This is a genomic window from Microtetraspora fusca, from assembly GCF_001570365.1.
Classification (GTDB): domain Bacteria; phylum Actinomycetota; class Actinomycetes; order Streptosporangiales; family Streptosporangiaceae; genus Microtetraspora; species Microtetraspora fusca.
Genome location: NZ_BBYK01000057.1, coordinates 123,420 through 146,277, shown reverse-complemented (window position 1 = coordinate 146,277; position 22,858 = coordinate 123,420). Strand labels below are relative to the sequence as shown.

16 protein-coding genes, 4 tRNA genes, 4 pseudogenes, 1 riboswitch and 1 other annotated feature are annotated in these 22,858 nt (G+C 69.8%); of the genes and pseudogenes, 14 read left to right on the top strand and 10 right to left on the bottom strand.

The features are described 5' to 3' along the window. Window positions 1–1,412: 1,412 nt before the first annotated feature. The 3 pseudogenes from AWQ68_RS46235 to AWQ68_RS46375 all read left to right on the top strand — a co-directional run. Window positions 1,413–1,691: pseudogene (locus tag AWQ68_RS46235) on the top strand (transposase); the annotation flags it as partial. 264 nt (window positions 1,692–1,955) lie between these two features. Beyond that, window positions 1,956–2,213, top strand: a pseudogene (locus tag AWQ68_RS46380) (IS3 family transposase); the annotation flags it as partial. Window positions 2,214–2,333: 120 nt separating this feature from the next. Further along, window positions 2,334–2,489: pseudogene (locus AWQ68_RS46375) on the top strand (IS3 family transposase); the annotation flags it as partial. A gap of 30 nt (window positions 2,490–2,519) precedes the next feature. On the opposite strand, the gene AWQ68_RS26395 reads toward AWQ68_RS46375, so the two are convergent. Then, window positions 2,520–3,712 (bottom strand): IS3 family transposase gene (locus tag AWQ68_RS26395; RefSeq protein ID WP_245656097.1). Its coding sequence is split into 2 segments (ribosomal slippage): window positions 2,520–3,445 and window positions 3,445–3,712, totalling 1,194 coding nucleotides; the frame shifts between segments, so codons are not numbered across the junction. Then, window positions 3,339–3,452: a sequence feature (AL1L pseudoknot), on the bottom strand. (Overlaps the previous gene by 114 nt.) A gap of 1,682 nt (window positions 3,713–5,394) precedes the next feature. Here AWQ68_RS26395 and AWQ68_RS26385 point away from each other — a divergent pair. Further along, window positions 5,395–6,214: pseudogene (locus AWQ68_RS26385) on the top strand (HARBI1 family protein). 282 nt (window positions 6,215–6,496) lie between these two features. Continuing rightward, complete coding sequence (locus AWQ68_RS26380) at window positions 6,497–7,177, top strand: hypothetical protein (RefSeq protein WP_245656096.1); 681 nt, start codon at window positions 6,497–6,499, stop codon at window positions 7,175–7,177. A gap of 57 nt (window positions 7,178–7,234) precedes the next feature. On the opposite strand, the gene pgeF is transcribed toward AWQ68_RS26380, so the two are convergent. Together pgeF and glgA are read right to left on the bottom strand one after the other, a co-directional pair. Beyond that, window positions 7,235–7,945, bottom strand: a complete 711-nt coding sequence (gene pgeF / locus AWQ68_RS26375) for a peptidoglycan editing factor PgeF (protein WP_066944751.1) — start codon at window positions 7,943–7,945, stop codon at window positions 7,235–7,237. A 58-nt stretch (window positions 7,946–8,003) separates the two neighbouring features. Next, window positions 8,004–9,191: a glycogen synthase gene (gene glgA / locus AWQ68_RS26370; protein WP_066944749.1), complete on the bottom strand. Its 1,188-nt coding sequence runs from the start codon at window positions 9,189–9,191 to the stop codon at window positions 8,004–8,006. A 191-nt stretch (window positions 9,192–9,382) separates the two neighbouring features. Between glgA and glgC the strand changes: the two genes are divergently transcribed. After that, window positions 9,383–10,609, top strand: a complete 1,227-nt coding sequence (glgC, locus tag AWQ68_RS26365; RefSeq protein ID WP_174554145.1) for a glucose-1-phosphate adenylyltransferase — start codon at window positions 9,383–9,385, stop codon at window positions 10,607–10,609. Here the strand turns inward: glgC and AWQ68_RS26360 are convergent. Beyond that, a complete protein-coding gene (locus AWQ68_RS26360) occupies window positions 10,596–11,186 on the bottom strand; it encodes an Rv1733c family protein (RefSeq protein WP_066944745.1) in 591 nt (196 codons plus the stop codon). The genes glgC and AWQ68_RS26360 overlap by 14 nt on opposite strands. 216 nt (window positions 11,187–11,402) lie before the next feature. Between AWQ68_RS26360 and AWQ68_RS26355 the strand changes: the two genes are divergently transcribed. Then, window positions 11,403–11,939 carry a hypothetical protein gene (locus tag AWQ68_RS26355; RefSeq protein WP_066944743.1) on the top strand — a complete coding sequence of 179 codons (537 nt, stop codon included), beginning with the start codon at window positions 11,403–11,405 and terminating at the stop codon, window positions 11,937–11,939. Between the two features lie 28 nt (window positions 11,940–11,967). Here the strand turns inward: AWQ68_RS26355 and AWQ68_RS26350 are convergent, their stop codons facing one another. The 3 genes from AWQ68_RS26350 to AWQ68_RS26340 form a co-directional block, all read right to left on the bottom strand. Then, entirely contained in the window at window positions 11,968–12,969 is a 1,002-nt protein-coding gene (locus AWQ68_RS26350; protein WP_245656095.1) for a ribonucleotide-diphosphate reductase subunit beta, read from the bottom strand. Window positions 12,970–12,992: 23 nt separating this feature from the next. Continuing rightward, a complete protein-coding gene (locus AWQ68_RS26345; RefSeq protein WP_066944741.1) occupies window positions 12,993–15,248 on the bottom strand; it encodes a ribonucleoside-diphosphate reductase subunit alpha in 2,256 nt (751 codons plus the stop codon). A gap of 167 nt (window positions 15,249–15,415) precedes the next feature. Continuing rightward, a riboswitch (cobalamin riboswitch) is annotated at window positions 15,416–15,652 on the bottom strand. Window positions 15,653–15,754: 102 nt separating this feature from the next. Beyond that, window positions 15,755–16,684 (bottom strand): Bug family tripartite tricarboxylate transporter substrate binding protein, encoded by a 930-nt coding sequence (locus AWQ68_RS26340; RefSeq protein WP_066944739.1) that lies wholly within the window; start codon window positions 16,682–16,684, stop codon window positions 15,755–15,757. 389 nt (window positions 16,685–17,073) lie between these two features. Here AWQ68_RS26340 and AWQ68_RS26335 point away from each other — a divergent pair, with 389 nt between their 5' ends. The 3 genes from AWQ68_RS26335 to fmdA all read left to right on the top strand — a co-directional run bounded on the left by AWQ68_RS26335 (window position 17,074) and on the right by fmdA (window position 19,488). Next, the gene (locus AWQ68_RS26335) at window positions 17,074–17,400 is read left to right on the top strand and encodes an FmdB family zinc ribbon protein (protein WP_084464415.1); all 327 of its coding nucleotides are present in this window, start codon (window positions 17,074–17,076) and stop codon (window positions 17,398–17,400) included. Between the two features lie 135 nt (window positions 17,401–17,535). Then, window positions 17,536–18,144 (top strand): AmiS/UreI family transporter, encoded by a 609-nt coding sequence (locus AWQ68_RS26330; protein ID WP_066944736.1) that lies wholly within the window; start codon window positions 17,536–17,538, stop codon window positions 18,142–18,144. Window positions 18,145–18,234: 90 nt separating this feature from the next. Further along, a complete protein-coding gene (fmdA, locus tag AWQ68_RS26325) occupies window positions 18,235–19,488 on the top strand; it encodes a formamidase (protein ID WP_066944733.1) in 1,254 nt (417 codons plus the stop codon). Between the two features lie 75 nt (window positions 19,489–19,563). Here fmdA and glmS read toward each other — a convergent pair whose 3' ends face one another. Both glmS and AWQ68_RS26315 read right to left on the bottom strand, forming a co-directional pair. Continuing rightward, the gene (gene glmS / locus AWQ68_RS26320) at window positions 19,564–21,381 is read right to left on the bottom strand and encodes a glutamine--fructose-6-phosphate transaminase (isomerizing) (protein ID WP_066944731.1); all 1,818 of its coding nucleotides are present in this window, start codon (window positions 21,379–21,381) and stop codon (window positions 19,564–19,566) included. 8 nt (window positions 21,382–21,389) lie between these two features. Next, window positions 21,390–21,665, bottom strand: coding sequence for a hypothetical protein (locus AWQ68_RS26315; RefSeq protein ID WP_066944729.1), 276 nt, complete (start codon window positions 21,663–21,665; stop codon window positions 21,390–21,392). Window positions 21,666–21,904: 239 nt separating this feature from the next. Between AWQ68_RS26315 and AWQ68_RS26310 the strand changes: the two genes are divergently transcribed. From AWQ68_RS26310 to AWQ68_RS26295, 4 genes are all read left to right on the top strand, one after another. Beyond that, a tRNA-Gly gene (locus AWQ68_RS26310) sits at window positions 21,905–21,976 on the top strand. Window positions 21,977–22,015: 39 nt separating this feature from the next. After that, window positions 22,016–22,086: transfer RNA gene (locus AWQ68_RS26305), tRNA-Cys, on the top strand. Window positions 22,087–22,163: 77 nt separating this feature from the next. Then, window positions 22,164–22,235 (top strand) — tRNA-Gly (locus tag AWQ68_RS26300). Window positions 22,236–22,249: 14 nt separating this feature from the next. Then, a tRNA-Val gene (locus AWQ68_RS26295) sits at window positions 22,250–22,324 on the top strand. 126 nt (window positions 22,325–22,450) lie between these two features. On the opposite strand, the gene AWQ68_RS26290 is transcribed toward AWQ68_RS26295, so the two are convergent. Beyond that, window positions 22,451–22,855: a VOC family protein gene (locus AWQ68_RS26290; RefSeq protein ID WP_066944727.1), complete on the bottom strand. Its 405-nt coding sequence runs from the start codon at window positions 22,853–22,855 to the stop codon at window positions 22,451–22,453. Window positions 22,856–22,858: the final 3 nt, after the last annotated feature.

Below are 22,858 nucleotides of genomic sequence, written 5' to 3'. Positions count from 1 at the left end.
CGGCGGGACGCGGTCGCAGACGTTGCCAGGCCTGCCAAGCGGGTCGGCCTGGCCTGGTGGCACTTGCGGATCGACGGAGCGTCGAATCGGTCTCCCGGGAAGACGCCGAAACGGCGTCTCAGGTCGTCCCCGACAAATCACGCCTGTCGCGACATGGCCGGGCGGTGCTCGCCGCCCCCTCCGACGAAGCTCCTCGCACGCGACGGGCTCTCCGAGGGCCGGGGTCGTCGGCCGGAGGCTCGCTCCGGCCACCTCCCCCCTCTCGGCGGCGGGTCCACCCGGATCCGCGCTCAACAACCGGCGGCATTTATCGGGCAACTCCCTCGTATCACGCTAGAGGTGGAACATCCCGCTGGTTACCCATTGGCGGCAAAAGGCATCATTGGCGCGGATTACCCGTGTCCTGGCCGTGCCACCTGACGGAACGCCCGGCCGCACGGGGTCCGGGCGCGGGTGGCCGCGCACGGGCTGGAGGAGAAGGCTCTGGACGTGCTCCTCACCGCCCTGGCCGGCAAGGGCATGGTCAAGACCGGCGGCAAGCAGCGGACCGATTCCACACATGTGATCGCCGCTGTTCGGGACTTGAATCGGCTGGAGATGGCCGGGGAATGCGTTCGTGCCTGTCTTGAGGCGTTGTCGGCTGCCGCGCCCGGGTGGGTGGAGCAGGTCTTGGAGGTGGGGGGCTGGGCCGGCCGGTATCGGGCCCGGGTCGACTCCTGGCGGCTGCCGACCTCGGAAACGAAACGGGCTGAGCTGGCCCGCGCCTACGGAGCCGACGGCTACGCCCTGGTCAGCGCCGTCTACGCGCCGTTCTCCCCGGCCTGGCTGCGCCAGTTGCCCGCCGTTCAAGCGTTGCGGGTGATGCTGATCCAGAACTATGTGCGCGTGGTCGACAGCCGTGAGCGGGAGGTGGTCAAGCGGCGGGAGTCCCTCGAATCTGGTGGCGAGGGACTCCCGCCGGGCAGATACCGGCTGACCTCCCCCTACGACACCGACGCCCGATGGGCCGCCAAGGGTGATGATCTTTTCTGGAATGGCTACAAGATGCACGTCAGCGAGACCTGCGACAACACTCCCGACGCCGTCGCCGCTGCGGCCGGCACCGGCGAACCGCAACCACCGAATCTGATCACCACCGACGCCACCGTGCCCGACAGCCAGGCCACCGACCCGATCCACCAGGCACTCGCCCGGCGCGGCCTGCTTCCCGCCGAGCACTACCTCGATTCGGGCTACCCCTCAGCCGAACTGCTCGTCGGCGCGCGGGAGAAATTCGGGATCGCGCTGGTTACGGCCATGTTGCTCGATCAGTCCTCGCAAGCACGCGCCCGGACCGGGTTCGACCGCACCGCGATCACCATCGACTGGAACAACCGGCAGGTCACCTGCCCGCAGGGCAGGCGCAACACCTCGTGGACACCGTGCACCCAGCGCGGCACCGACGCGATCGTCATCCGCTTCTCCGGCCAGGACTGTCAGCCTTGCCGGGCCGGCAGGCGCGCACCACCGCCATCGTCCGGGGACGTCAGCTCACCATCCGCACGGAGAAGATCCAAAAGGCCCTGGACGCTGCCCGCGCCGAACAATCCACCACCGAGTGGCAAGACAAGTACAAGCTCCGCGCGGGCGTCGAGGGCACCATCCGGCAAGCCGTCGCGGTCACCGACATCCGCCGGACTCGCTATCGCGGCCTGGCCAAGGTCCATCTCGACCACGTTTTCTCCGTGGTCGCACTCAACCTGATCCGGCTGGATGCCTGGTGGAACGGGCATCCACTCGACCGCACCCGAACCGGCCACCTCGCCCGGCTGGAACTCGCCCTCGCTGCCTGATCACGAATAAGCCACCAGGGTCACCGTTCCCGGCAAGCCCTCACCGACGATCACCGGTTGGGGTTCGCTGCCGCCTGCCCAGCTGAGGTCGATTCACGTATCAGACGGTTCGAAGCCATCGCGATGGTGGCCGCCGAAGGGCTTCCCATCCAGGTGTGCTGCCGCGTCCTGGACGTGTCGGAGTCGGGCTACTACGCCTGCCGCAGCCGACCACCATCGGCGAGGTCGCTGCGGCACGCGTGGCTGACTGAGAAGATCCAGCAGCTCCACGCCGCCTCGCGCGGCGTCTACGGCGCTCGGCGGGTGCACGCCGAGCTGACGCTCGGCAACGGACTGATCGTCGCGCACGGCACGGTGGAAATGCTGATGCGGCGCGAGGGCATCCAGGGGCTGCCCGGCAGCCGCCGCGAACGGCCCGTGGCGCAGGTCCCCACTGCTGCCGACCCACGATCATCTACTCTCACTCCAACAAGCGTGTTGCGACGACTCCTTGAACCCGGGCAGTTCACCTCCTGGGCCTGCACCCGCAGGCCCAGGGGTCCGGGCTGGTCCTTTCGATGGGCTCCATGAGAGCTTCTGGGGCCGCATGCAGACCGAATTACTCCACCGCAAACGTGGAAGACACGCATCGAACTCGCCAATGCGATCTTCGAATACTGAGGTGCCCCGGCTTTTGTGGAGACCTGGCTATCCTGCGACGCAGGGTTCTCGTGTGATTAAAGAAGCGTAGTATGCGGCTTCGTACTCCGCAGGGGATTTGTCCTCGATCGCGCTGTGAACCCGCTCGTTGTTGTACCAGCCGACCCAGCCGGCGATCTCGACCTCCAACTCGGCCCGGCTCTCCCACCTGCGAGGATGGATGAGCTCGGCCTTGAACGTGCCGTTCAGCGCCTCGGCCATCGCGTTGTCGAACGAGTCCCCAACGGTGCCGATGGACCGGACCACACCGAGGTCCTCCAGGCGAGTGGAGTAACGGATCGAGGTGTACTGGCAGCCGGCATCGGAATGATGCACCAAGCTGCCGCGCGTGACCTCACGCTGCCACAACGCCATCTCCACAGCGTCCAGCGGCAGGTCGGTGCGCAGGTGATCGGCCATCTTCCAGCCGACGATCACCCGGGAGTACACGTCCAGGACGAACGCGACGCATGCCCAGCCCTCCTCGGTGGGCACGTAGGTCATGTCGGCCACCCACAGCCGGTTCGGCGCGGGCGCGCTGAAATCACGTTTGACCAGGTCAGCGGGACGGCGAGCCTGGCCATCGGGGATCGTGGTGCGCCGACCGCGCCCCCGCATCACCCCGCGCAGGCTGTGCTCGCGCATGACACGCTCGACGGTGCACCGGGCGACCGTGGCACCTTCGCGCTTGAGCTGCACGTGGACGCGGCGAGCCCCATAGACCTGCGCGTACTTGCGTGCGCGCACGCCCTCGATCAGGCCGAGGACCTCGCGGTCACGCAGCGCACGGGCCGAGGGCGGGCGCGTCTTGGCCGCGTAGTAGGTAGACGGGGCGAGATCCAACACCCGGCATACGGGCTCGACCCCGAAGCGGTCGTGGAGATCGTCGATCACTGCGGCTGCCTCGTGCGGGGACGGTCGAGCTCCGCGGCGAAAAACGCCGAGGCGGCCTTCAGGATGTCGTTGGCCCTGCGCAGCTCGGCGTTCTCCCTTCGCAGCGCCTTGATCTCCTCTCGTTCGGCCGTGGACGGCAGCTCGGGACGGCTGCCGTCATCGGCCTGGGCCTGGCGGACCCAGCCGCGCAACGCCTCGCGGTGCACGCCCAGATCACGGGCGATCTGCGCGATCGGGCGGCCGCTTTCCCGGACAAGCCGGACAGCGCGTTCACGGAGTTCATCGGGGTACTCGCGGTGTGCAGCCATCGTGGTGGCTTCTCCCTTCCCCAGCCGATCGTGCTACAAGATCGTGCTGCTTTCAGGGCCTCCACGAAACTCGGGTTGGCTCATACCTGGAGATCTTCCACAATCGGCAACGCCGCCGCAGCGCTCTCGGGATCCGCACCCTGTCGAATACGAGATGCTCTATCCAACCCGCCAACCGGCATGAAGCCAACTAAGACGGCTCCATGTAACTCAGGGCGATTCACTTCGCCGCGCCCAGCTCGACCTGGACGAAGGAGTGGGCCTGCAGACCACCGTCCCTACGGCTATGGCAAGGGAATATCTACGCCGGCCATGTTGCACGGCGCCGGACTTTTCCCGCAAAGTCGAAACTATGAATAGCCGACTGGCGGCGGAGTACCCAAGAAGTATTTCGCGCCGGTGCACGACAGGAAGGAGTGGGCCGAAGGCGGGTCTACTTGGCCAAGGGGAGGCGTAATGTTCCAGAATATCGCGCGACGGGCCCTGGTGGTCGCTACCCTCAGCGCGCTCACCGCGGGAGGTGTCACGATGTCGAGCGGCTCCGCTCTGGCGGACAGCACCGCGAGAGGTGCCGCAACATCAAACGGCTCTCCCTCCACGAACGCCTACATCAACGTCGCCATCTCACCGCATACGAACAACCTGGCCGCTGCCCCGCCGCAAGGACGGCCGAACCCGATGCCGGCGGTCGACTGTCACGCTCTCTGTCATAAGAAGGCAGAGAAGGCCTGTCGAAAAATATGTATGGGCGAGGGGGAAGGCTGCGTGTCCAGCTGTATCTCGGAACACGAACCCAAATGTGTGGCCTCGTGTAAGGAACAGCAGAAGCACCGGCGACACAAACACCGACACCCCAAACACCACCCACACCACCACGCGCCCGAGGGCGGCGGGTAAAAACTAAAGGCTTTCAGGTCGCCCGGCGTCACCTTCAGAAGCGTGATTGGCTGAGCGCCCACAGGGGAGCCGAGTCGGGAGCCGCACGTGGTGAACCGGGCTGATCGACCCGGGGCGGGTCTGGTTCGAGTCTTATCACGGGAGCCACCGGCTCCGAGGCCGGGCGACTGAGAGGTCGCCCGGCCTCGCGGCGTTTCCGGCCCTTTCTTCCGCTTCGGGGGTCGATCAAGCCACCCGCCCTGGCGTAGAACATAGTTCTGTACAGGGAGGCCGAATGCTGGTGCTGTCCGAGAAGCACGACGCCGTGCGGGTCCTGAAGTTCAACCGGCCGGATCGCCTGAACGCTGGACCCCCGAGATGGGGCGGCGCTACTTCGATCTGCTCGAAGAGGCCGAGCGCGATCCCACGGTCCGGGTCATCGTGGTCGCCGGGGTGAGGCGGGGTGGGAGAGTCTCGCCGCCCCCACCCCCGCCCGCGCCTGATCAGCCCAGCCAGAACGCGGCGAGCGACCACTCCTCCGCATCGCTGGTGGAGCCGTCGTGCGGCAGGATCTCGGTGGGCGCGATGTACCCCTGGCCGGGCTCTAGGCGGATGTGCAGGCACCGCAGCGGGTGCCCATGTGGTGTGCAGGCGACGGTCGCCGTGGGCGCGACGAGGAGCCGGCGCGCCCACGGCGGTCACGTGCTACTTTGCCGGGTCGATAGTGCCGGCCGGCTCGGGCGACAGAAGTACCACGTCCCCTTCCCACGACACGGTGGGGATCGGGTCGAGGCGCCGCTTGTCCCATTCGTCGTGTCGGCCGCTGCGGGCCAGGTGGAGGTACTCGGCCACCCGCGCCATCTCGCGCACGACGGGGACGCCGCCCCGATGACTCGACCAGTCGAAGACCCGTGCCCAGAACCGTTCGGCCTGCCGTGCTGGTCTTGCGGTGGTTCCTGGACTGCCACCGATAACGCCATCAGCCGCAGCACCGCCTACGACTACCTGCACGAAGACATCGACACCCTCGCCGCTGACGCCCCCGACCTGGCCACGGCCCTGGCGGAGGCCAAGGCGCGGGGAGCCGGTCACCTCAACCTGGACGGCACGGTCATCCGCACCGACCGGATCAGCGCACCCGGCCCCAACAGCGCCGACCTGTGGTGGAGTGGCAAGCACAAACACCACGGCGGCAATGTCCAGGTTCTGTCCGATCCCGACGGTTTCCCGCTGTGGACCTCGCAGGTCCGGCCCGGCCGCGAGCACGACACCACCTGCGCGAAATCCGCCGAGGGGCTCTTGGTAGCTCTGGAGCAGGCCGCCACCGAGACCGGCCTGCTCACGCTGACCGACCTGGGCTATGAGAACCTCAGCCCGGCCATCCGCACCCCGGTCAAGAAGCCCAAGAACGCCGAACTCACCGGAGAGCAGCAGGCCTACAACCAGGTCATCCGCGGCGTGCACGCCGTCGCCGAACGCGCGAACTCGCTGCTGAAAACGACCTTCAAGACGCTGCGGCGGGTCAGCCTCGACCCGTGGCGGATCGGCATGATTGCCAAGGCCGCGCACGTCATCCTCCGCCTCGAACACGGTAGACACCTGACCGAAGATCACAATCCGTCATGATCCGTTACCCGGAATGGCTCAGTGAGTTCCGGGCGCGGGCACTGCCGCGCACGGACGCGCCGAAACGCGGTTTTGCCCAATATGAAAGCGGCGCCTCCGGAAATTCCGGGTAATCGCATGGTTCCCGGCTGTCCGCCGCCGTCCACGGCGTTGCCGAGCCGCGTCCCGCCACATCCCGCTTTCCGCGTCCGCGCGGGGGCTGCGGGGGCGGTTCTTCTCATTGCCGCCACCTGAGCGCACACTGGAAAGCGACATGTTGGGCGATTCGGGTGGGAGTTTCTCGTGCACGATCAGATGCCCACGGCAATGCCGCTGCTGTCGCGCGGCAAGCATCGCAACCCGAGCAAGGGCGCGTGCTTCATGGAGCTGGCGTCCTTCCTGGCCGGGGAGCGCTGGAGCGATCATCCGGCCTGCACACATCCGCTGCTCGCCGGTCTCGCGCGCCTGGTCAATGACCACACGTCGGACGCGGCCCGGCCGCTGCTGGCCCCGTTGATCCCGTCCGTGATCGGGCTCGCCGGCGCCGACCCGCGCATCGACGCCCGCATCGCGCTCCGGTGCGCGACCTCGGCGCTGCCGGTGGTCTCGCACGAGCGCCAGCTCGCGCTGGCGGTGTCCGTGCTCTCCGCCGAGCACGTGCTGGCCACCCTCGACGGGCGGCCGCAGGGCAGCGTCAGCGAGGAGAGCGCGCGCACGCTGGCGAAGGTGCCGGACGCGGCCCGCTGGGCGTACCGGTTCCGGCGCGGCGTCCGGGTCTCCGCCAAGGGGTTCCGCAGGTACGCGGCGCCGAACACGGTGCAGCTCGCGGTCCGGGGGCTCTCGGAGGCGTGCGTCGCCGATCCGGACGCGCTGCTCAGGACACTGCTGACGGACGCGATCGCCGACTGCGCCGAGCTGATCCGCCACCAGCCGCCGGTCGATCCGGAGCTGTGGGAGGACGCCTGCCGGATCACCCGGCGCTGAGCGACGGCGGCGCGGGCCGCCGTAATGAGCACGCTCCGGGGCAGTTCGGCCGGCTCCCTATTCGCTGAGCCAGGCGTATCCGGCGAACCGGCCGGTGCGCCGGTCGCGGCGATAGGAGTAGAGGTCGGGCGTCTCGATCGTGCAGCGGTCGTCGTGCCTGACGTCGGTCACTCCCGCGCGGGCGAGCTGAGCCGCGATGCCGGCCCGGATGTCGAGGGCGGGGGTGCCCCACCGCGTGGTGGACCAGGTCTCCGGCACGCGTCCGGCGACCCTTTCCCGTAGGTCGGCGGGCACCTCGTAGCAGAGGCCGCAGGCGGCGGGGCCGATCGCCGCGACCATCCTCTCCGGCGCGGCGCCGCGCGCCGCCATGGCCTCGACGAGCGCGCCGACCACACCCGCCTCGGTCCCGGGACGGCCCGAGTGCGCGCCCCCGACGACGCCCGCCGCCGGGTCGGCGACCAGGACGGGTGCGCAGTCGGCGACCAGGACCGCGATCCCGAGGCCCGGCCGGTCGGTGAACACCGCGTCCAGGGCGGGCGGGTCCTCGCCGAAGGGCGTGGTGACGTAGGCGACGTCCGCGCTGTGGACCTGCCGCATGAAGACGACCTCGGCCAGGCCGAGGCGCGCCGCGGTCACGGCCCGGTTCTCGGCGACGGCGGCGGGATCGTCACCCACCGCGCCGCCGAGGTTGCACGTGCCGTACGGCTCGGCGCTGACGCCGCCGTGCCGGTCGGTGAAGGTCATCCGGACCCGGTCGATCGCGATCATGGTGCTTCCTTGGGAGTGGAGGGCGGCTGTCACTGGGGGCGGGCGGGGCAGGGGCCGCTTACGTGCGGGCCTGCACGAGCGCCGTGTAGAGGCGGTGGGTCCGCGCGGCGATGCTGCGCCAGGAGAAACGCTCCACCGCCCTGCTCCGGCCCGCCGCGCCCATGGCGGCGGCGCGGTCCGGGTCGGCGAGCAGGAGGCCGACCCGCTCGGCGATCGCGGCCGCGAACGCGTCGGGATCGTACGGCTCGCCGTCCGGGCCCTGCTCGACGGGGACGAGCAGTCCGGTGACGCCGTCGTCCACGACCTCGGGGATCCCGCCGGTCGCGGTGGCGACGACGGCCGTCTCGCAGGCCATCGCCTCAAGATTGACGATGCCCATGGGCTCGTAGACCGAGGGACAGACGAAGACGGCGGCGTGCGTGAGGATCTGGATCACCTCGGGGCGCGGCAGCATCTCCGAGATCCATACGACACCCTTCCTGGTCCTGCCCAGCTCCGCGACCAGGGACGCGACCTCGTCGGCGATCTCGGCGGTGTCCGGCGCCCCGGCGCAGAGCACGATCTGCGCGCCGGGGTCGAACGAGCGGGCCGCGCGCAGGAGGTGGACCAGCCCCTTCTGCCGGGTGATCCGCCCGACGAAGACCACGTACGGCCGGGCGGGGTCGATGCCGTGCCGGGCCAGCGCCTCGGCGCTCCGGGACGGCGCGTACTCGGCGGTGTCGATGCCGTTGTGGATGACCTGCACCCGGTCGGGCGATATTTCGGGATACGCGGTGAGGACGTCGCGGCGCATGCCCTCGGACACCGCGATGACGGCGTCCGCCGAGGCCAGGGCGCTCCGCTCGGCCCAGGACGACAGCGCGTACCCGCCGCCGAGCTGCTCGGCCTTCCACGGCCGGAGCGGCTCCAGGCTGTGCGTGGTCACGACGTGCGGCATGCCGTAGAGCGTCTTGGCGACCTGCCCGGCAAAGTTGGCGTACCAGGTGTGGCTGTGCACCACATCCGCGCCCGCGCACGCGGCGGCCATCTCCAGATCGACGCCGAGCACCTGAAGCGCCGGATTGGCGGTCTCCAGCCCGCCCGGCACCCGGTACGCCGCCACGCCCTCCTCGTCGCGGTGGGCGCCGAAGCACCGGACCCGGACGTCGGCGAGCCGGCGCAGCTCGCGCGCCAGGTATTCGACGTGGACTCCCGCGCCGCCGTACACCTCGGGCGGGTACTCGCGGCTGAGCAGATCGACGCGCATGGCAGGAGCTTAGGTCGTGTCCGCCACATCAAGCCCTGCCGCCCGCGGCCCAGATGGTTCCTCCGGCGCGCCGCGCGAGCCACCCCGAGCCCCGCGACACGGCCGGCTGCATCGGATTCCGCGGTGGTTTGAAGTTTCTCGTCGGGAATCGCGGTGTTTTGTACGAGCCTTGACGGGTTAGGGTCCTGGCTATGAAGGTCCTCGCGATCGTGCTCGCCGGCGGTGAGGGCAAGCGGCTGATGCCGCTGACGGCGGACCGTGCCAAGCCCGCCGTACCGTTCGGCGGGATATACCGGCTGGTCGACTTCGTCCTGTCGAACCTCGCCAACGCCCATTACCTGCAGATCGTGGTGCTGACGCAGTACAAGAACCACAGCCTCGACCGGCACATCTCGCGGACCTGGCGGCTGTCGGCGATGCTCGGCAACTACGTCACACCAGTGCCGGCCCAGCAGCGGCTCGGGCCCCGCTGGTTCGCCGGGTCCGCCGACGCGCTGTTCCAGAACCTCAACCTGATCTACGACGAGCTGCCGGACCACTGCATCGTCTTCGGCGCCGACCACATCTACCGGATGGACCCCCGGCAGATGGTGGAGCAGCACATCGACTCGGGAGCGGACGTGACGGTCGCCGCGATCCGCCAGCCGCTGGCGCTCGCCGACCAGTTCGGCGTCATCGAGACCGACCCGGCGGGGCGACGCATGACGGCCTTCCGCGAGAAGCCGAAGAACGCCGTGGGCCTGCCCGACGCGCCGGACCAGATCTACGCGTCCATGGGCAACTACGTGTTCAAGACGCAGGCGCTCATCGAGGCGCTGCGCGAGGACGCGCTCGACCCCGCCAGTCACCACGACCTGGGCGGCGACATCATCCCGATGTTCGTGAAGTCGGGCGGCGCGGAGGTGTACGACTTCGCCGACAACGTCGTCCCCGGCTCGACCGAGCGGGACCGGGGCTACTGGCGGGACGTGGGGACCCTGGACGCCTACTACGAGGCGCACATGGACCTCATCTCGGCGCATCCGGTGTTCAACCTGTACAACAGCCGGTGGCCCATCTACACGGGGCACGACCCGCTGCCGCCCGCGAAGTTCCTGCACAACCAGGGCGACCGGATCGGCCACGCCCTCGACTCGCTGGTGTCCCCCGGCGTCATCGTGTCCGGCGGCACGGCGGTCCGTTCGATCCTCTCCCCCGGCGTCGTGCTCCACTCGCACTCGCTGGTCGAGGACTCGGTGCTGATGGGCTCGGTCAAGATCGGCCGGGGCGCCGTCGTGCGGCGGGCGATCATCGACAAGAACGTGGTCGTCCCGGACGGCGCCCGGATCGGCTTCGACCTCGACTACGACCGGCAGCGGTTCGCGGTGACCCGCGGTGGGATCGTGGTGATCGGCAAGAACGAGATCATCGACCGTTGATCCGCCACATCGGCTCGACGACGCTCCACTGCGCCTCCCAGGCGCGGGTGGCCCGCCGCTGGTTCACCGTACGGGTGCCCAGGACGAGCAGGGTCAGCAGGGCGGCGGCGCCGGTGGGCAGGCCGAGCCCCACCGTCATGGCGGCGACCACGGTGGTCTCCCGGTCCTGGGGCCGCCGGGTGGGCATGCCACCGTCGTCGGTCCAGATCTGCACGACCTCACCGGCACGCTTGCCCGGCGGCGCCTCGATGACGCCCGTGCGGTGAGTGCCGGCCGCGTCGGTCCACTCCGCCCGGGCGCGGCCGACCGCGATCCCGGAGGGAGAGAGCCCGCGCGCCGGGACGTCCTGGAGCAGCGTCGCCCGGATCAGGTGGCGCGCCTGCGCTTGGGCGGCCTCGGTGCGCAGTCCGTCGCCGTACGTCCGGACGCCGAAGAGAACGCCGAGCACGACGGCGACCGCCACGCCCATGATGGCGATCAGTCTCACGATCGCCTCGATCCGGTCACACCGGCGGCGCAGCGGATTCCGGTCGAATCCCAGCCATCGAGCGAGCCGGGCGAATGGATTCTGCGACATCTCACACCTCACAGGGTCATTACCGCTGCGAGTCCCGCTTATGCCTATTTTGCTCGCCAAAATAATCAGAGGGAATGCCTTTTCCGGAAAGGCTTGACACCATTGGTCAATTCGCGGCATCCCATGTCCTCCCCGGACGGGTGTGGCCGAACCCGACGGATGTGCCAAGCGATGCGATAATCACCGCCAAGCGGCCGTGGCCTTCCCGGTGCCCCGATGACGACAGGGCGAGGAGGCGGACCCGCCGCCCGGCTGTCGGGCCGGCTGGCCTGGCTGCGGCGCGACCCCGTCGGGTACCGGCCGCAGCCGTACGAGCAGCTCGCCGCGTACTACCGGCGGATCGGGCACGAGTCGGACGCGCGCCGGGTGCTCCTGGCCAAGCAGCGCGGCCGGCGGCGGACGCTCCGGCTGCCCGGCGTCCTGTGGGGCTGGCAGCTCGACGTCATAGTGAGGTACGGCTACCGCCCGTGGCTGGCCGGGGTGTGGGCGGGCCTGCTGCTGGCGCTGGGCACGGCGGTGTTCTCGACCCACCACCCCTCGCAGATCGGCCTGGACGAGAAGCGCAGCTTCAACCCCCTGCTCTACACGCTCGACCTGCTGGTGCCCGTCAGCCTGTTCGACCAGCGTGGCGCGTGGGAGCCGGTGGGCTGGACGCAGTGGCTGGCCGGGGGGCTCATCACGGCGGGCTGGGTCCTCGCCACGGCGTTGATCGCCGGGGCCACCCGCGTGCTGCGGCCGTCCGGGCCGTCGTGAGACGGCCCGGACGCGTCGGCGGGACGGCTCAGAACGCCTCGTCCAGGCTGACGTCGCCCTCGACCGCCACCTGGTAGGCCGAGACCCTCCGCTCGAAGAAGTTGGCCAGCTCCTGGACGTCCTGGAGCTCCATGAAGGCGAACGGGTTGGCGGTGCCGTACCGGAGGGGCAGGCCGAGCCGGGCGAGCCGCCGGTCGGCGACGTACTCCAGGTACTGGCGCATGCTGTCGGCGCTCATGCCGCGCAGGCCGTCCCCGCACAGGTCGCGGGCGAAGGCCAGCTCGGCGGCGACCGCCTCCTCCATCATCCGGGTGACCTGGGCGCCGAGCTCGTCGTCGAACAGGTCGGGCTCCTCGGCCCGGACCGTGTCCACGACGCTGAAGGCGAACTCCATGTGCATGGACTCGTCGCGGAACACCCAGTTCGTCCCGGAAGCCAGGCCGCCGAGCAGGCCACGGGAGCGCAGCCAGTAGACGTACGCGAAGGCGCCGTAGAAGAACAGGCCCTCGATGCAGGCGGCGAAGCAGATCAGGTTCAGCAGGAAGCCGCGCCGGTCGTCCCGGGTCTCCAGGCGGGTCAGGTGGTTGATGGAGTCGATCCAGCGGAAGCAGAACTCGGCCTTGTCGCGGATCGACGGGATGTGCTCGACCGCGGCGAACGCCTTGGCCCGCTCGTCCGGGTCGGGCAGGTAGGTGTCGAGCAGCGTCAGGTAGAACTGCACGTGCACGGCCTCCTCGAACAGCTGCCTGCTGAGGTAGAGCCGCGCCTCCGGCGCGTTGATGTGCTGGTAGAGGTTGAGCACCAGGTTGTTGGCCACGATCGAGTCGCCGGTCGCGAAGAACGCGACGAGCCGGTTGATCAGGTGCCGCTCCTGCGCGTCGAGCCGGGCCAGGTCGGCCAGGTCCGAGTGGAGGTCCACCTCCTCGACCGTCCACGTGTTCCTGATCGCCGCGCGGTAGCGCTCGTAGAAGTCGGGATACCGCATCGGCCGGAGGGTCAGGTCCATCCCGGGGTCGAGCAACATCGTCATCACGCTTTCTTCAGTGGGGGCGGTCACTGGCAGGCTTCGCAGATCTCGGGGTTCTCCAGCGAGCAGGCCACCGCCGCCTCGACCGGGATGGGCTCGGCGCTCGCGGGCACCACGACGGACGCGGCGGGCACGGACGCGGGCACGGTGGTCTGGCTGATCCGGGTCGCCGGGCGGGAGCGCAGGTAGTAGGTGGTCTTCAGGCCGGCCCGCCAGGCGTAGGCGTACATCGACGAGAGCTTGCCGATGGTGGGCGTCGCCATGAAGAGGTTGAGCGACTGCGCCTGGTCGATGTACGGCTGGCGGGCCGCGGCGAGGTCGATGAGCGCCTTCTGCGGCAGCTCCCAGGCCGTCCGGTAGAGGACGCGCAGCTCGTCGGGGATGCCGGGGATGGTCTGGACCGACCCGTCGGCCTGCTTGATGGCGTCGCGCATCTCCTGGGTCCACAGCCCGAGCGCCTGGAGATCGGCCACGAGGTAGCGGTTGACCTGGAGGAACTCCCCCGACAGGGTCTCCCGCTTGAACACGTTGGACACCTGGGGCTCGATGCACTCGTAGCACCCGGCGATCGACGCGATCGTGGCCGTCGGAGCGATGGCGATCATCAGCGAGTTGCGCAGCCCGGTCTCGGCGATCTTCGCGCGCAGGGCGGCCCATTCGGCGCCGTTCTCCGCGCGGGCCGGATAGTGGTCCGGGTGCAGCACGCCCCGGGCGGCGCGGGTCTCGTCGTAGGAGGGGTGCCGCCCGCGCTCCACCGCGAGGTCGGCGGACGTCCCGTACGCGGCGAGCGCGATCTCCTCGGCGATCCGGCTGGAGAGGGCGAGGGCCTCCGGCGAGTCGAACGGCAGCCGCAGCGCGAAGAACACGTCCGCGAGGCCCATCACCCCGAGCCCGACCGGCCGCCACCTGCGGTTGGCCGCCTCGGCCTCCGGCGTCGGGTAGAAGCCCAGGTCGATGGTCAGGTCCAGGAACCGTACGGCGGTGCGGACCGTGGCGCGCAGCCGGGGCCAGTCCACGCCGCGGGTGCCCGCCGGGCCGGTGAGGTGCGCGGCGAGGTTGACCGACCCGAGGTTGCACACGGCGGTCTCGGCGTCGTTGGTCACCTCCAGGATCTCCGTGCAGAGGTTGGACAGATGGATGACGTTGTGCGGCAGCGCCGTCTGGTTGGAGGTCCGGTTGGCCGCGTCCTTGAAGGTCATCCAGCCATTGCCGGTCTGGGCGAGAGTGCGCATCATGCGGCCGTACAGCGTGCGCGCCGGGATCTGCCGGGCGTACCGCCCCGCGCTCTCGGCGGCCCGGTAGGCGGCGTCGAACTCCTCGCCCCACAGGTCGGTCAGCTCGGGGACCTCCTTGGGGTCGAACAGCGACCACACGCCGTCCGCCTCGACCCGGCGCATGAACTCGTCCGGCACCCAGTTGGCCAGGTTGAGGTTGTGGGTGCGGCGGGCGTCCTCGCCGGTGTTGTCCCGCAGCTCCAGGAACTCCTCGATGTCGGCGTGCCAGGTCTCCAGGTAGACGCAGGCCGCGCCCTTGCGCCGCCCGCCCTGGTTGACCGCGGCCACGGAGGCGTCGAGCGTGCGGAGCCACGGCACGATGCCGTTGGAATGACCGTTGGTGCCCCTGATCAGCGAGCCCCGGGCCCGGATCCGGGTCCACGCGACGCCGATGCCGCCGGCGTACTTGGACAGCCGGGCCACCTGGCCGTACCGCTCGTAGATGCTCTCCAGCTCGTCGCGGGGCGAGTCGAGCAGGAAGCACGACGAGAGCTGCGGGCGGCGGGCGCCCGAGTTGAACAGCGTGGGCGAGCTGGGGAGGTAGGCCAGCGTGGACATCAGCCGGTACAGCTCGGCCGCCTCCGCCACGCCGGACCCGTAGGCCAGACCGCAGGCGACGCGCAGGAGGAAGTGCTGCGGGCGCTCCAGGACCCGCCGGGTGACCGGGTGCCGCAGCAGGTAGCGGTCGTACACCGTGCGCAGGCCGAAGTACTCGAACCGCTCGTCCGCCGCGTGGTCCACGAGCGCGTCCAGCTCCTCGGCGTGCCGGGCGACGAACGCGGCCAGCTCGTCGTGGACCAGGCCCGCCTCGTGGGTCGCGGCCACGGAGCGGGAGAAGCCGGAGTCACCGGTCACGCCGTGCTCGGCCGCCTCGTCGGCGATCAGCGCCGCCAGCAGGCGGGCCGCGGCCTTCGAGTTCGCCGGGTCGGTGACGACGCGCGCCGCGGCCTCCTCGATGGCCGCCCATCGCTCCTCGATCCCCGCGTCCGCGATCGTGGCCAATGTCACGTGATCTCCCCTCCCGAGTCGGAACCCCGTCAGGGGCCTCGGCGGGCGGGCGTACGCGTCGGAGCGGCGGGCTCGCGCCAGGGCCGCGCCGGACGTGATCAGGTCTGGCGCGTCGCTCGTCGGCGGACCCTCCCTCGAGGCCCGGCACAACACGCGCGGACGTCGGGTCCGCGCGCACGTCGCCGGCAGGTCTTCGGACTCGCGGGCGGGGCGCGGCCGGGCCGATGGGTACGGCTCTCGCGCGCCGGTCCTACTGGCCGTCGCTTCCCGGGCCGGCGGGCGGCCCAGTGCTTCTGTGACGGCGGTCGTTCCCGCTCACCGCTGCGGGGCAGTCCCGGACTCGCACCGGGTTCCCTCTTGCCTCACCCCGGGGCACGGGGTGAACCAGCGACGTGGAGGATCCTACATCTAGTGCCGGTTCTCGCAACCACCACAAGAAATTGTGCCGATACGGGGGTCCGGTCCCGGATGGCTCGCGTTCCGCCCGGTCACGCGGACCGAGGCGCTCAGAGGAACCCGAGCTCGCGGAGGATCGACTTGGCGCGGCGCGTCTCGGTGCCCAGCCACTGGCGGAAGTCGTCGCCGTCGAGGTACATCGGCGTCCAGCCGTTCGCGCGGCAGGCCTCCTCCCAGCCGGGCATGTCCGCGACGGCGCGGCACAGGTCGAGCAGCCGCTCCCGCTCCCGCTCGGGGAGGCGGCCGGCCCCGAGCAGCCCGCTCCAGTTGGCGTAGTGCGTCCGCACACCCGACTCCTTCAGGGTCGGCGCGTCCAGGCCGTCCAGGCGGTCCGTCGACGAGACGGCGAGCGGCCGTACCTGCCCGGTCCTGATGGGGGCGGCCAGCTCCGTGCTGCCGCCGACCCCGGCGACGGCGCTGCCCTCGGCCAGCGCGGCGAGCATGTGGGAGAGATCCGGGAACGCCGCGTAGTTGAGCCTGCGGGCGTCGACGCCCAGCCCCTGGGCGGTCAGCCCGTAGAGCACGTGGTCGAGGCCGCCGGTGTCCCGGCCGGCCAGCCGCAGCCGTCCGGGGTCGCGGATCAGGGCCGCGGCCAGGTCGTCGAAGGTGCGGAAGCGGGAGTGCGGCGCGGTGACCAGCACCATCCACTCCCCGGCGAACCTGGCCAGCGGCGACGTGCGCTCGGCCAGGGCGCCGGTCCCGTTCACGGCGGCGAAGTCGACGAGGGCGGAGCCGGCGACCATGAGCTCGCCAGAGGCGGGCCTGGCCACGTATCCGGCCAGCGCCCGCGCCCCGGTCTCGCCGGCGCGGGTGCGGATCTCGACCGGCCCGGCGAGCCGCTGCCGCTCGATGAGGCCCTTCAGTTCCCGGGCGAACGGTCCTCCCTGCCTCCCGACCTGGGCGGGGACGAACAACGAGATGGGGCCGCCGGTCCGCGGCCGGTCGCTCCCGCACCCGGCCGCCAGAGGGAACAGGCCCACCCCCAAAGCAAGAAACGCGCGGCGCCTCACGTCGGTACCCCTCCCCCGAGAGTCCCTGGCACGGCCAGCGTACGACTTGTCACGGTTAGTGATGCAATGCCGGAATCCCGAGGAGGATCGACGCGAAAAGGCCGGAGTGGTCGATGGCCGGAGAACCACAACAAGGAAATCGGAAAAACTCCCACAGGAAACCCCGGAACGCGGCAACGCGCGACATTCTCCGAGCAATCCAAACTTCCGCACAGTCCAACGATTATTGACCAAATAGTCGGCGACCCGGCACCGCATTACACGATCAACATACTTATCTTGACAGATAACTCTTTGTCTGGCTTGTCTGGGTATGTATGGCCATACTGGGGGCCGTTCGTCCGGTTTAGAGGGTGCGCATGGCAATTTATGAATATCTGTGCCCGGAATGCGGGCCGTTCGACGTGTTCCTGCCGATGGGGACAGCGCCGCAGGCCCGGAACTGCGCCGCCTGCGGAGGAAAGGCCCGCCGCCGCTACTCGGGACCGAACCTGCGCCGGGTGCATCCGGCGCTGGCCGCCGGGCTGGCCATGGAGGAGCGCAGCAGGGAGGCGCCCGAGGTCGTCCACCGGCCGGACGCGGAGTCCGGCGACTCTGGAGACGCGCGCGAGGGCACTCTCCGCGCGGCCTCCGGGCGACCGGCCCGGCCGCCGCACCCGGCTCTGTCCCGGCTGCCCCGGCCCTGACCGGCCGCGGTCCCGTGCGGTTCCCCGGACGGCACGGCCGGCCCCCGGGACCCGATCCCGCCCCGAGCGAGTCGAACGGAGGCGGCGCCCGCCGCGCCACCGCCGTCCCTCACCGGTGCCAGGAGGTGCCTCCCGATGGGAGATGTCGGACTTCTCTACGTCGGCGCGGTGCTGTTCATGAACGGCCTGATGCTGCTGGGCCTGGTCGAGGCCCGGGCGGCCGCCATTTTCAACCTCTTCGTCGGAGGGCTCCAGGTGGTCACTCCCACCTATCTGATCATCGCCGCGGGCGGAGGGGCGAAGGAGATTTTGTCCGCATCGGGATTGTACCTTTTCGCCTTCACCTACCTCTATGTGGGGATCGGGCTTCTCGGGGGATTCGACACCACCGGCGTCGGGTATTTCTCGCTTTTCGTGGCCATCATGGCGCTGGGCTATTCGTACGCGAACTTCCAGATCCTTGGCGACCCGCCGTTCGGCGTGATCTGGCTCTACTGGTCGTTCCTGTGGTTCCTCTTCTTCCTGCTGCTCGGCCTGAAGCGCGACCGCCTCACCATCTACGTGGGCGGGGTGACCGCGATCGAGGGCTGGGTCACCGGCGCGATCCCCGCCTATCTCACGCTCACCGGCTTCTGGAAGAGCTGGAACCAGGACCTCGTCGCGATCGTCCTCGCCGTGTTCGGCGTGGTCGTGTTCGCCGCGTTGTGGCCGCTCACCCGGCGGCGCGCCGCACCGGCCCAGTGACGCGTACCCGCGGCGGCCTCCCCGGAGGCCGCCGCACTCCATCCGCGTGACCGGGACCGTCCCGGCGCGATCCACAGAGAGGACCCGGCAATGCCGAAAGTCGTGTTCAGCATCGACCAGTCGAAGCCCATGAGCGAGCAGGACGTGCCGGGGCACAACCGCTGGCACCCGGACGTCCCGCCGGTCGCCACGGTGCGCCCCGGGGACGAGTTCCGCGTCGAGTGCCGGGACTGGACCGACTGCCAGGTGGGCAACAACGACTCGGCCAACGACGTGCGCGACATCGACCTGACCAAGGTCCACATGCTGAGCGGGCCCTTCGCGGTCGAGGGGGCCGAGCCCGGCGACCTCCTGATCGTCGACATCCTGGACATCGGCGCGATCCCGTATCCGGAGCAGCTCGGCGCCGTCCCCGGTCAAGGCTGGGGATACACCGGCGTCTTCGCCCGGGCGAACGGCGGCGGCTTCCTGACCGACTACTTCCCCGACGCGTACAAGGCGATCTGGGACTTCCACGGCATCCACGCGACGTCCCGCCACATCCCCGGCGTACGGCACACCGGGATCACCCACCCCGGACTGTTCGCCACGGCGCCCTCCGCCGAGCTGCTCACGAGCTGGAACCGCAGGGAGCAGGCGCTCATCGACACGGACCCCCAGCGGGTGCCGCCGCTGGCCAACCCGCCGGAGCCGAACAACGCGGTCACCGGCACAGCGACCGGCGAGGTCGCCCAGCGGATCGCCCGCGAGGGGGCCCGGACGGTCCCGCCGCGCGAGCACGGGGGCAACCAGGACATCAAGAACCTCACCCGGGGATCGCGGATCTTCTTCCCCGTCTTCGTCAAGGGGGCCAACTTCTCCCTCGGCGACCTGCACTACAGCCAGGGGGACGGCGAGATCACCTTCTGCGGCGCGATCGAGATGGGCGGCTTCATCGACCTCCACGTCGATCTGATCAAGGGCGGCATGGCCAAGTACGGGGTCAGCACCAACCCGATCTTCATGCCGGGCAACGTCGAGCCGCGCTACTGCCAGTTCCTGTCGTTCGTCGGCATCTCCGTGGACCACGACACCGACACGAACCACTACCTCGACGCGACGGTCGCCTACCGGAGGGCGTGCCTGAACGCGGTCGAATACCTGAAGACCTGGGGATACACGGGCGAGCAGGCGTACCTGCTGCTCGGGTCGGCCCCGATCGAGGGGCGGATCAGCGGGATCGTGGACATCCCCAACGCGTGCTGCACGCTCTACCTGCCGACCGAGATCTTCGACTTCGACGTGCGGCCGACCGCCGAGGGCCCGGTCAAGAAGGACCGGGGGCAGTGCGCCGTGACCTCCTGACCCCGCCCGGCCACACCGGCCGCACTGTACGGCTCCCGCCCCGGATCGGGGCGGGAGCCGTGTTCACGCGAGCGCCTACTCGACGGTGACGCTCTTGGCCAGGTTGCGCGGCCGGTCCACGTCGCGGCCGAGCGCCACGGCGGCGTGGTAGGCGAAGAGCTGGAGCGGGATCGTCAGCAGGATGGGGTCCAGCTCCGTCTCGTTCTTGGGCACCACGACGCAGTCGTCGGCCGCGTCCGCCACCCGGTGGCCGATCATCAGGATGCGCCCGCTGCGCGCCCGGATCTCGCCCAGGGTGGTCAGGTTCTTGTCCAGCAGCTCGTCATCGGGGACGATCGCCACCGTCGGCATGTCCGGGTTGATCAGCGCGAGCGGCCCGTGCTTCAGCTCGCTCGCCGGGTACGCCTCCGCGTGGACGTAGGAGATCTCCTTGAGCTTCTGCGCGCCCTCGCGGGCCACCGGGTATCCCCGGACCCGGCCGACGAACATCATGCTCGGCGACTGGGCGTACTTCTCGGCGAGGGTCTTGATCTGCTCGTCCAGCTTGAGGATCTGCTCGATCTGCTCGGGCAGGCGGCGCAGTCCCTCGCAGATCCGCCGGCCGTCCGCCGGGGACAGGTCGCGCACCCGGGCCAGGTGCAGCGCGAGCAGCGCGAAGGACACCGCGGTCGAGGTGAACGCCTTCGTCGAGGCCACCGACACCTCGGGCCCCGCGTGCAGGTAGAGCCCGCCGTCACACTCGCGGGCGATCGCGCTGCCGACCGTGTTGACGATGCCCAGTACCCGGCCGCCCTTGCGCTTGAGCTCCTGGACGGCGGCGAGCGTGTCGTACGTCTCGCCCGACTGGCTGATCGCGACGTAGAGCGTGTCCGGCTCGACCACCGGGTTGCGGTACCGGAACTCCGAGGCGGGCTCGGCGTCGGCGGGGATGCGGGCGAGCTCCTCGATGAGCTGGGCGCCGATCTGCCCCGAGTAGTACGCCGACCCGCAGCCGATGATCTTCACCCGCCGGAACGACCGGGTCTCCCTGGCGTCCATGTTGAGCCCGCCGAGGTGGGCGATGTGGAAGCGGTCGTCGATCCGGCCGCGCAGCGTGCGGGCGACCGTGTCGGGCTGCTCGGAGATCTCCTTCAGGAGGTAGTGCTCGTAGCCGCCGTTGTCGTAGTGGCCGGTGTCCCAGTCGACGGTGAAGGGCTCCTTGGCGGTCTCCCTGGCGTCGCTGGTGAAGGTGTGGAAGCCGTCGGCCCGCAGCACGGCCAGCTCGCCGTCCTCCAGGTGGACGACCTGCCGGGTGTAGCGCACCAGCGCGGCGACGTCGGAGGCGGCGAACATCTCCTTCTCGCCGAGGCCGAGGACGATCGGGCTGCCGTTGCGGGCCACCACGATCTCGCCGGGCCGCTGCGCGTCGATCACGGCGATGCCGTACGTGCCGACGATGCTCTTCAGCGCGCGGCGCACGGCGTCGTCGAGGGAATCGGTCTCCTTGACGGTCCGCGCGATGAGGTGGCACAGGACCTCGGTGTCGGTCTCGCTCTCGAAGGTGACACCCTCGGCCTCGAGTCGCTGGCGGAGCGCGTCGGCGTTCTCGATGATGCCGTTGTGCACGACCGCGATGCGCTGCTCACGGTCGAGGTGCGGGTGCGCGTTGACGTCGCTCGGCACGCCGTGCGTGGCCCACCGTGTGTGCCCGATGCCGCACGCGCCCTTGAAGCGGGCCGGCACGGCCTCCGCCAGGTCGGACACTCGGCCCTTGACCTTGCGCATCTTCAGCGACTTGCCGTTGACCACGGCGAGGCCCGCGGAGTCGTACCCGCGGTACTCCAGCCGCTGGAGACCTTCGAGCAGGATGGGGGCCGCGTCCTTCGGCCCTACATAAGCGACGATTCCGCACATATCCGCTCCTATCCGTAGACGATCCGGCGTAGCTGGCGTAGAGACAGCTCCGGTGCCGCGACGCGCCTTCCCGAAAGCTCGGCCGAGATCCTCGGGAAGATCTTGTCGTTGGAGAACCCCTTCGACTTGAGCTCACCGTGGCGGCGTCGCACGTACTCGTCGACAGGCTCACCGAAGTAGGTGAGCACGTCGGCCACGACGCGCGCCGCCTCCCCGGGCCCGAGCGCGGTCGTCCGGGTCAGGTGAGTGATGAGGTCCTCATGGGGATGCCGCTGCGTCGACACAGAGCAGGACCTTACGGACGGGAGATGGACAACACCAAGTTTCGTGCCCGAAATCGGGCAGAAATCAGTATCTCAGAGCGCTCCTCGATCGCCACGGCCGGGTTCTCGCTCGCTTCTCCCTCCTTTCCCCGACACGCGGAGCCGTACCCGACCCGGCCCGGCCGGCCGCCGACCTTGCACGGGCAGTGGCCGGAAGGCGATAGAGTCTTCCGCGTGGCCGGGACTTCTCCCGGAAGCACGCGGAAGTGGCTCAGTGGTAGAGCATCACCTTGCCAAGGTGAGGGTCGCGGGTTCGAATCCCGTCTTCCGCTCGGTTTCGCCGGCGGCACCTCGGTGCGGCCTGTGATCCTGGTGGAGTGGCCGAGAGGCGAGGCAGCGGCCTGCAAAGCCGCGTACACGGGTTCAAATCCCGTCTCCACCTCTAGCGGACGGCACGGGCACTCCGTCTGATCCGCTAAAGTAAAGAAGGCGTCGGCGAGGGAAACCTCGACCGATAGCGCGGAAGTGGCTCAGTGGTAGAGCATCACCTTGCCAAGGTGAGGGTCGCGGGTTCGAATCCCGTCTTCCGCTCGCAGTTCCTGCACGGACGATTAGCTCAGCGGGAGAGCGCTTCCCTGACACGGAAGAGGTCACTGGTTCAATCCCAGTATCGTCCACCATCGTCGAAGACCCCGTGCCGAAAGGCACGGGGTCTTCGCGTTTTCCTCCCCTCCCGTTCGTCCCGAACGGACGCGACCGGGGCGTCCCGGCCGAGCCCTCGGCATGCGCACGCCGAGGGCGGGACGTCAGTAGGACTGGAGCTCGACGAGGTTGCCGTCGGGGTCGCGCAGGTGGGCGGTGCGGCAGCCGGGGCCCCATTCGGGCCGGGAGGTCGGGGGCACGATCACGGCGCCGCCGTGTTGGGTGGCGACCAGCGCGGCCTCCTCGACGTCCTCGACGGTGAGGACCAGCGCCATCGCGTCGGGACGCGCGGCGTCGGCGGGGAGGTGCGGCGCGCCGGTCACGGCGTCCATGAGCGAGCGCTCGAACAGCGAAAGCACGCCCTGGTCTCCGAGATCCCAGTGGGCGTAGGGCCCGTCCGGCGTCCCCTTGGTCAGGTGCGCGCCGAGGACGCCGGTGAGCAGGCCGTCGTAGAAGCGGAGGCATTCGGCGAACCGGGTGACCAGCAGGCGGGGATAGAGAGCGTCCACGAG

Coding starts and splice junctions, on each gene's coding strand:
- glgA (WP_066944749.1), bottom strand. CDS start 9,191: ATGCGCGTCGATCTGCTCAGCCGCGAGTACCCGCCCGAGGTGTACGGC.
- AWQ68_RS26350 (WP_245656095.1), bottom strand. CDS start 12,969: ATGACGATGTTGCTCGACCCCGGGATGGACCTGACCCTCCGGCCGATG.
- pgeF (WP_066944751.1), bottom strand. CDS start 7,945: ATGATCGCGATCGACCGGGTCCGGATGACCTTCACCGACCGGCACGGC.
- AWQ68_RS26330 (WP_066944736.1), top strand. CDS start 17,536: ATGGGAGATGTCGGACTTCTCTACGTCGGCGCGGTGCTGTTCATGAAC.
- fmdA (WP_066944733.1), top strand. CDS start 18,235: ATGCCGAAAGTCGTGTTCAGCATCGACCAGTCGAAGCCCATGAGCGAG.
- glgC (WP_174554145.1), top strand. CDS start 9,383: ATGAAGGTCCTCGCGATCGTGCTCGCCGGCGGTGAGGGCAAGCGGCTG.
- AWQ68_RS26360 (WP_066944745.1), bottom strand. CDS start 11,186: ATGTCGCAGAATCCATTCGCCCGGCTCGCTCGATGGCTGGGATTCGAC.
- glmS (WP_066944731.1), bottom strand. CDS start 21,381: ATGTGCGGAATCGTCGCTTATGTAGGGCCGAAGGACGCGGCCCCCATC.
- AWQ68_RS26335 (WP_084464415.1), top strand. CDS start 17,074: ATGGCAATTTATGAATATCTGTGCCCGGAATGCGGGCCGTTCGACGTG.
- AWQ68_RS26355 (WP_066944743.1), top strand. CDS start 11,403: ATGACGACAGGGCGAGGAGGCGGACCCGCCGCCCGGCTGTCGGGCCGG.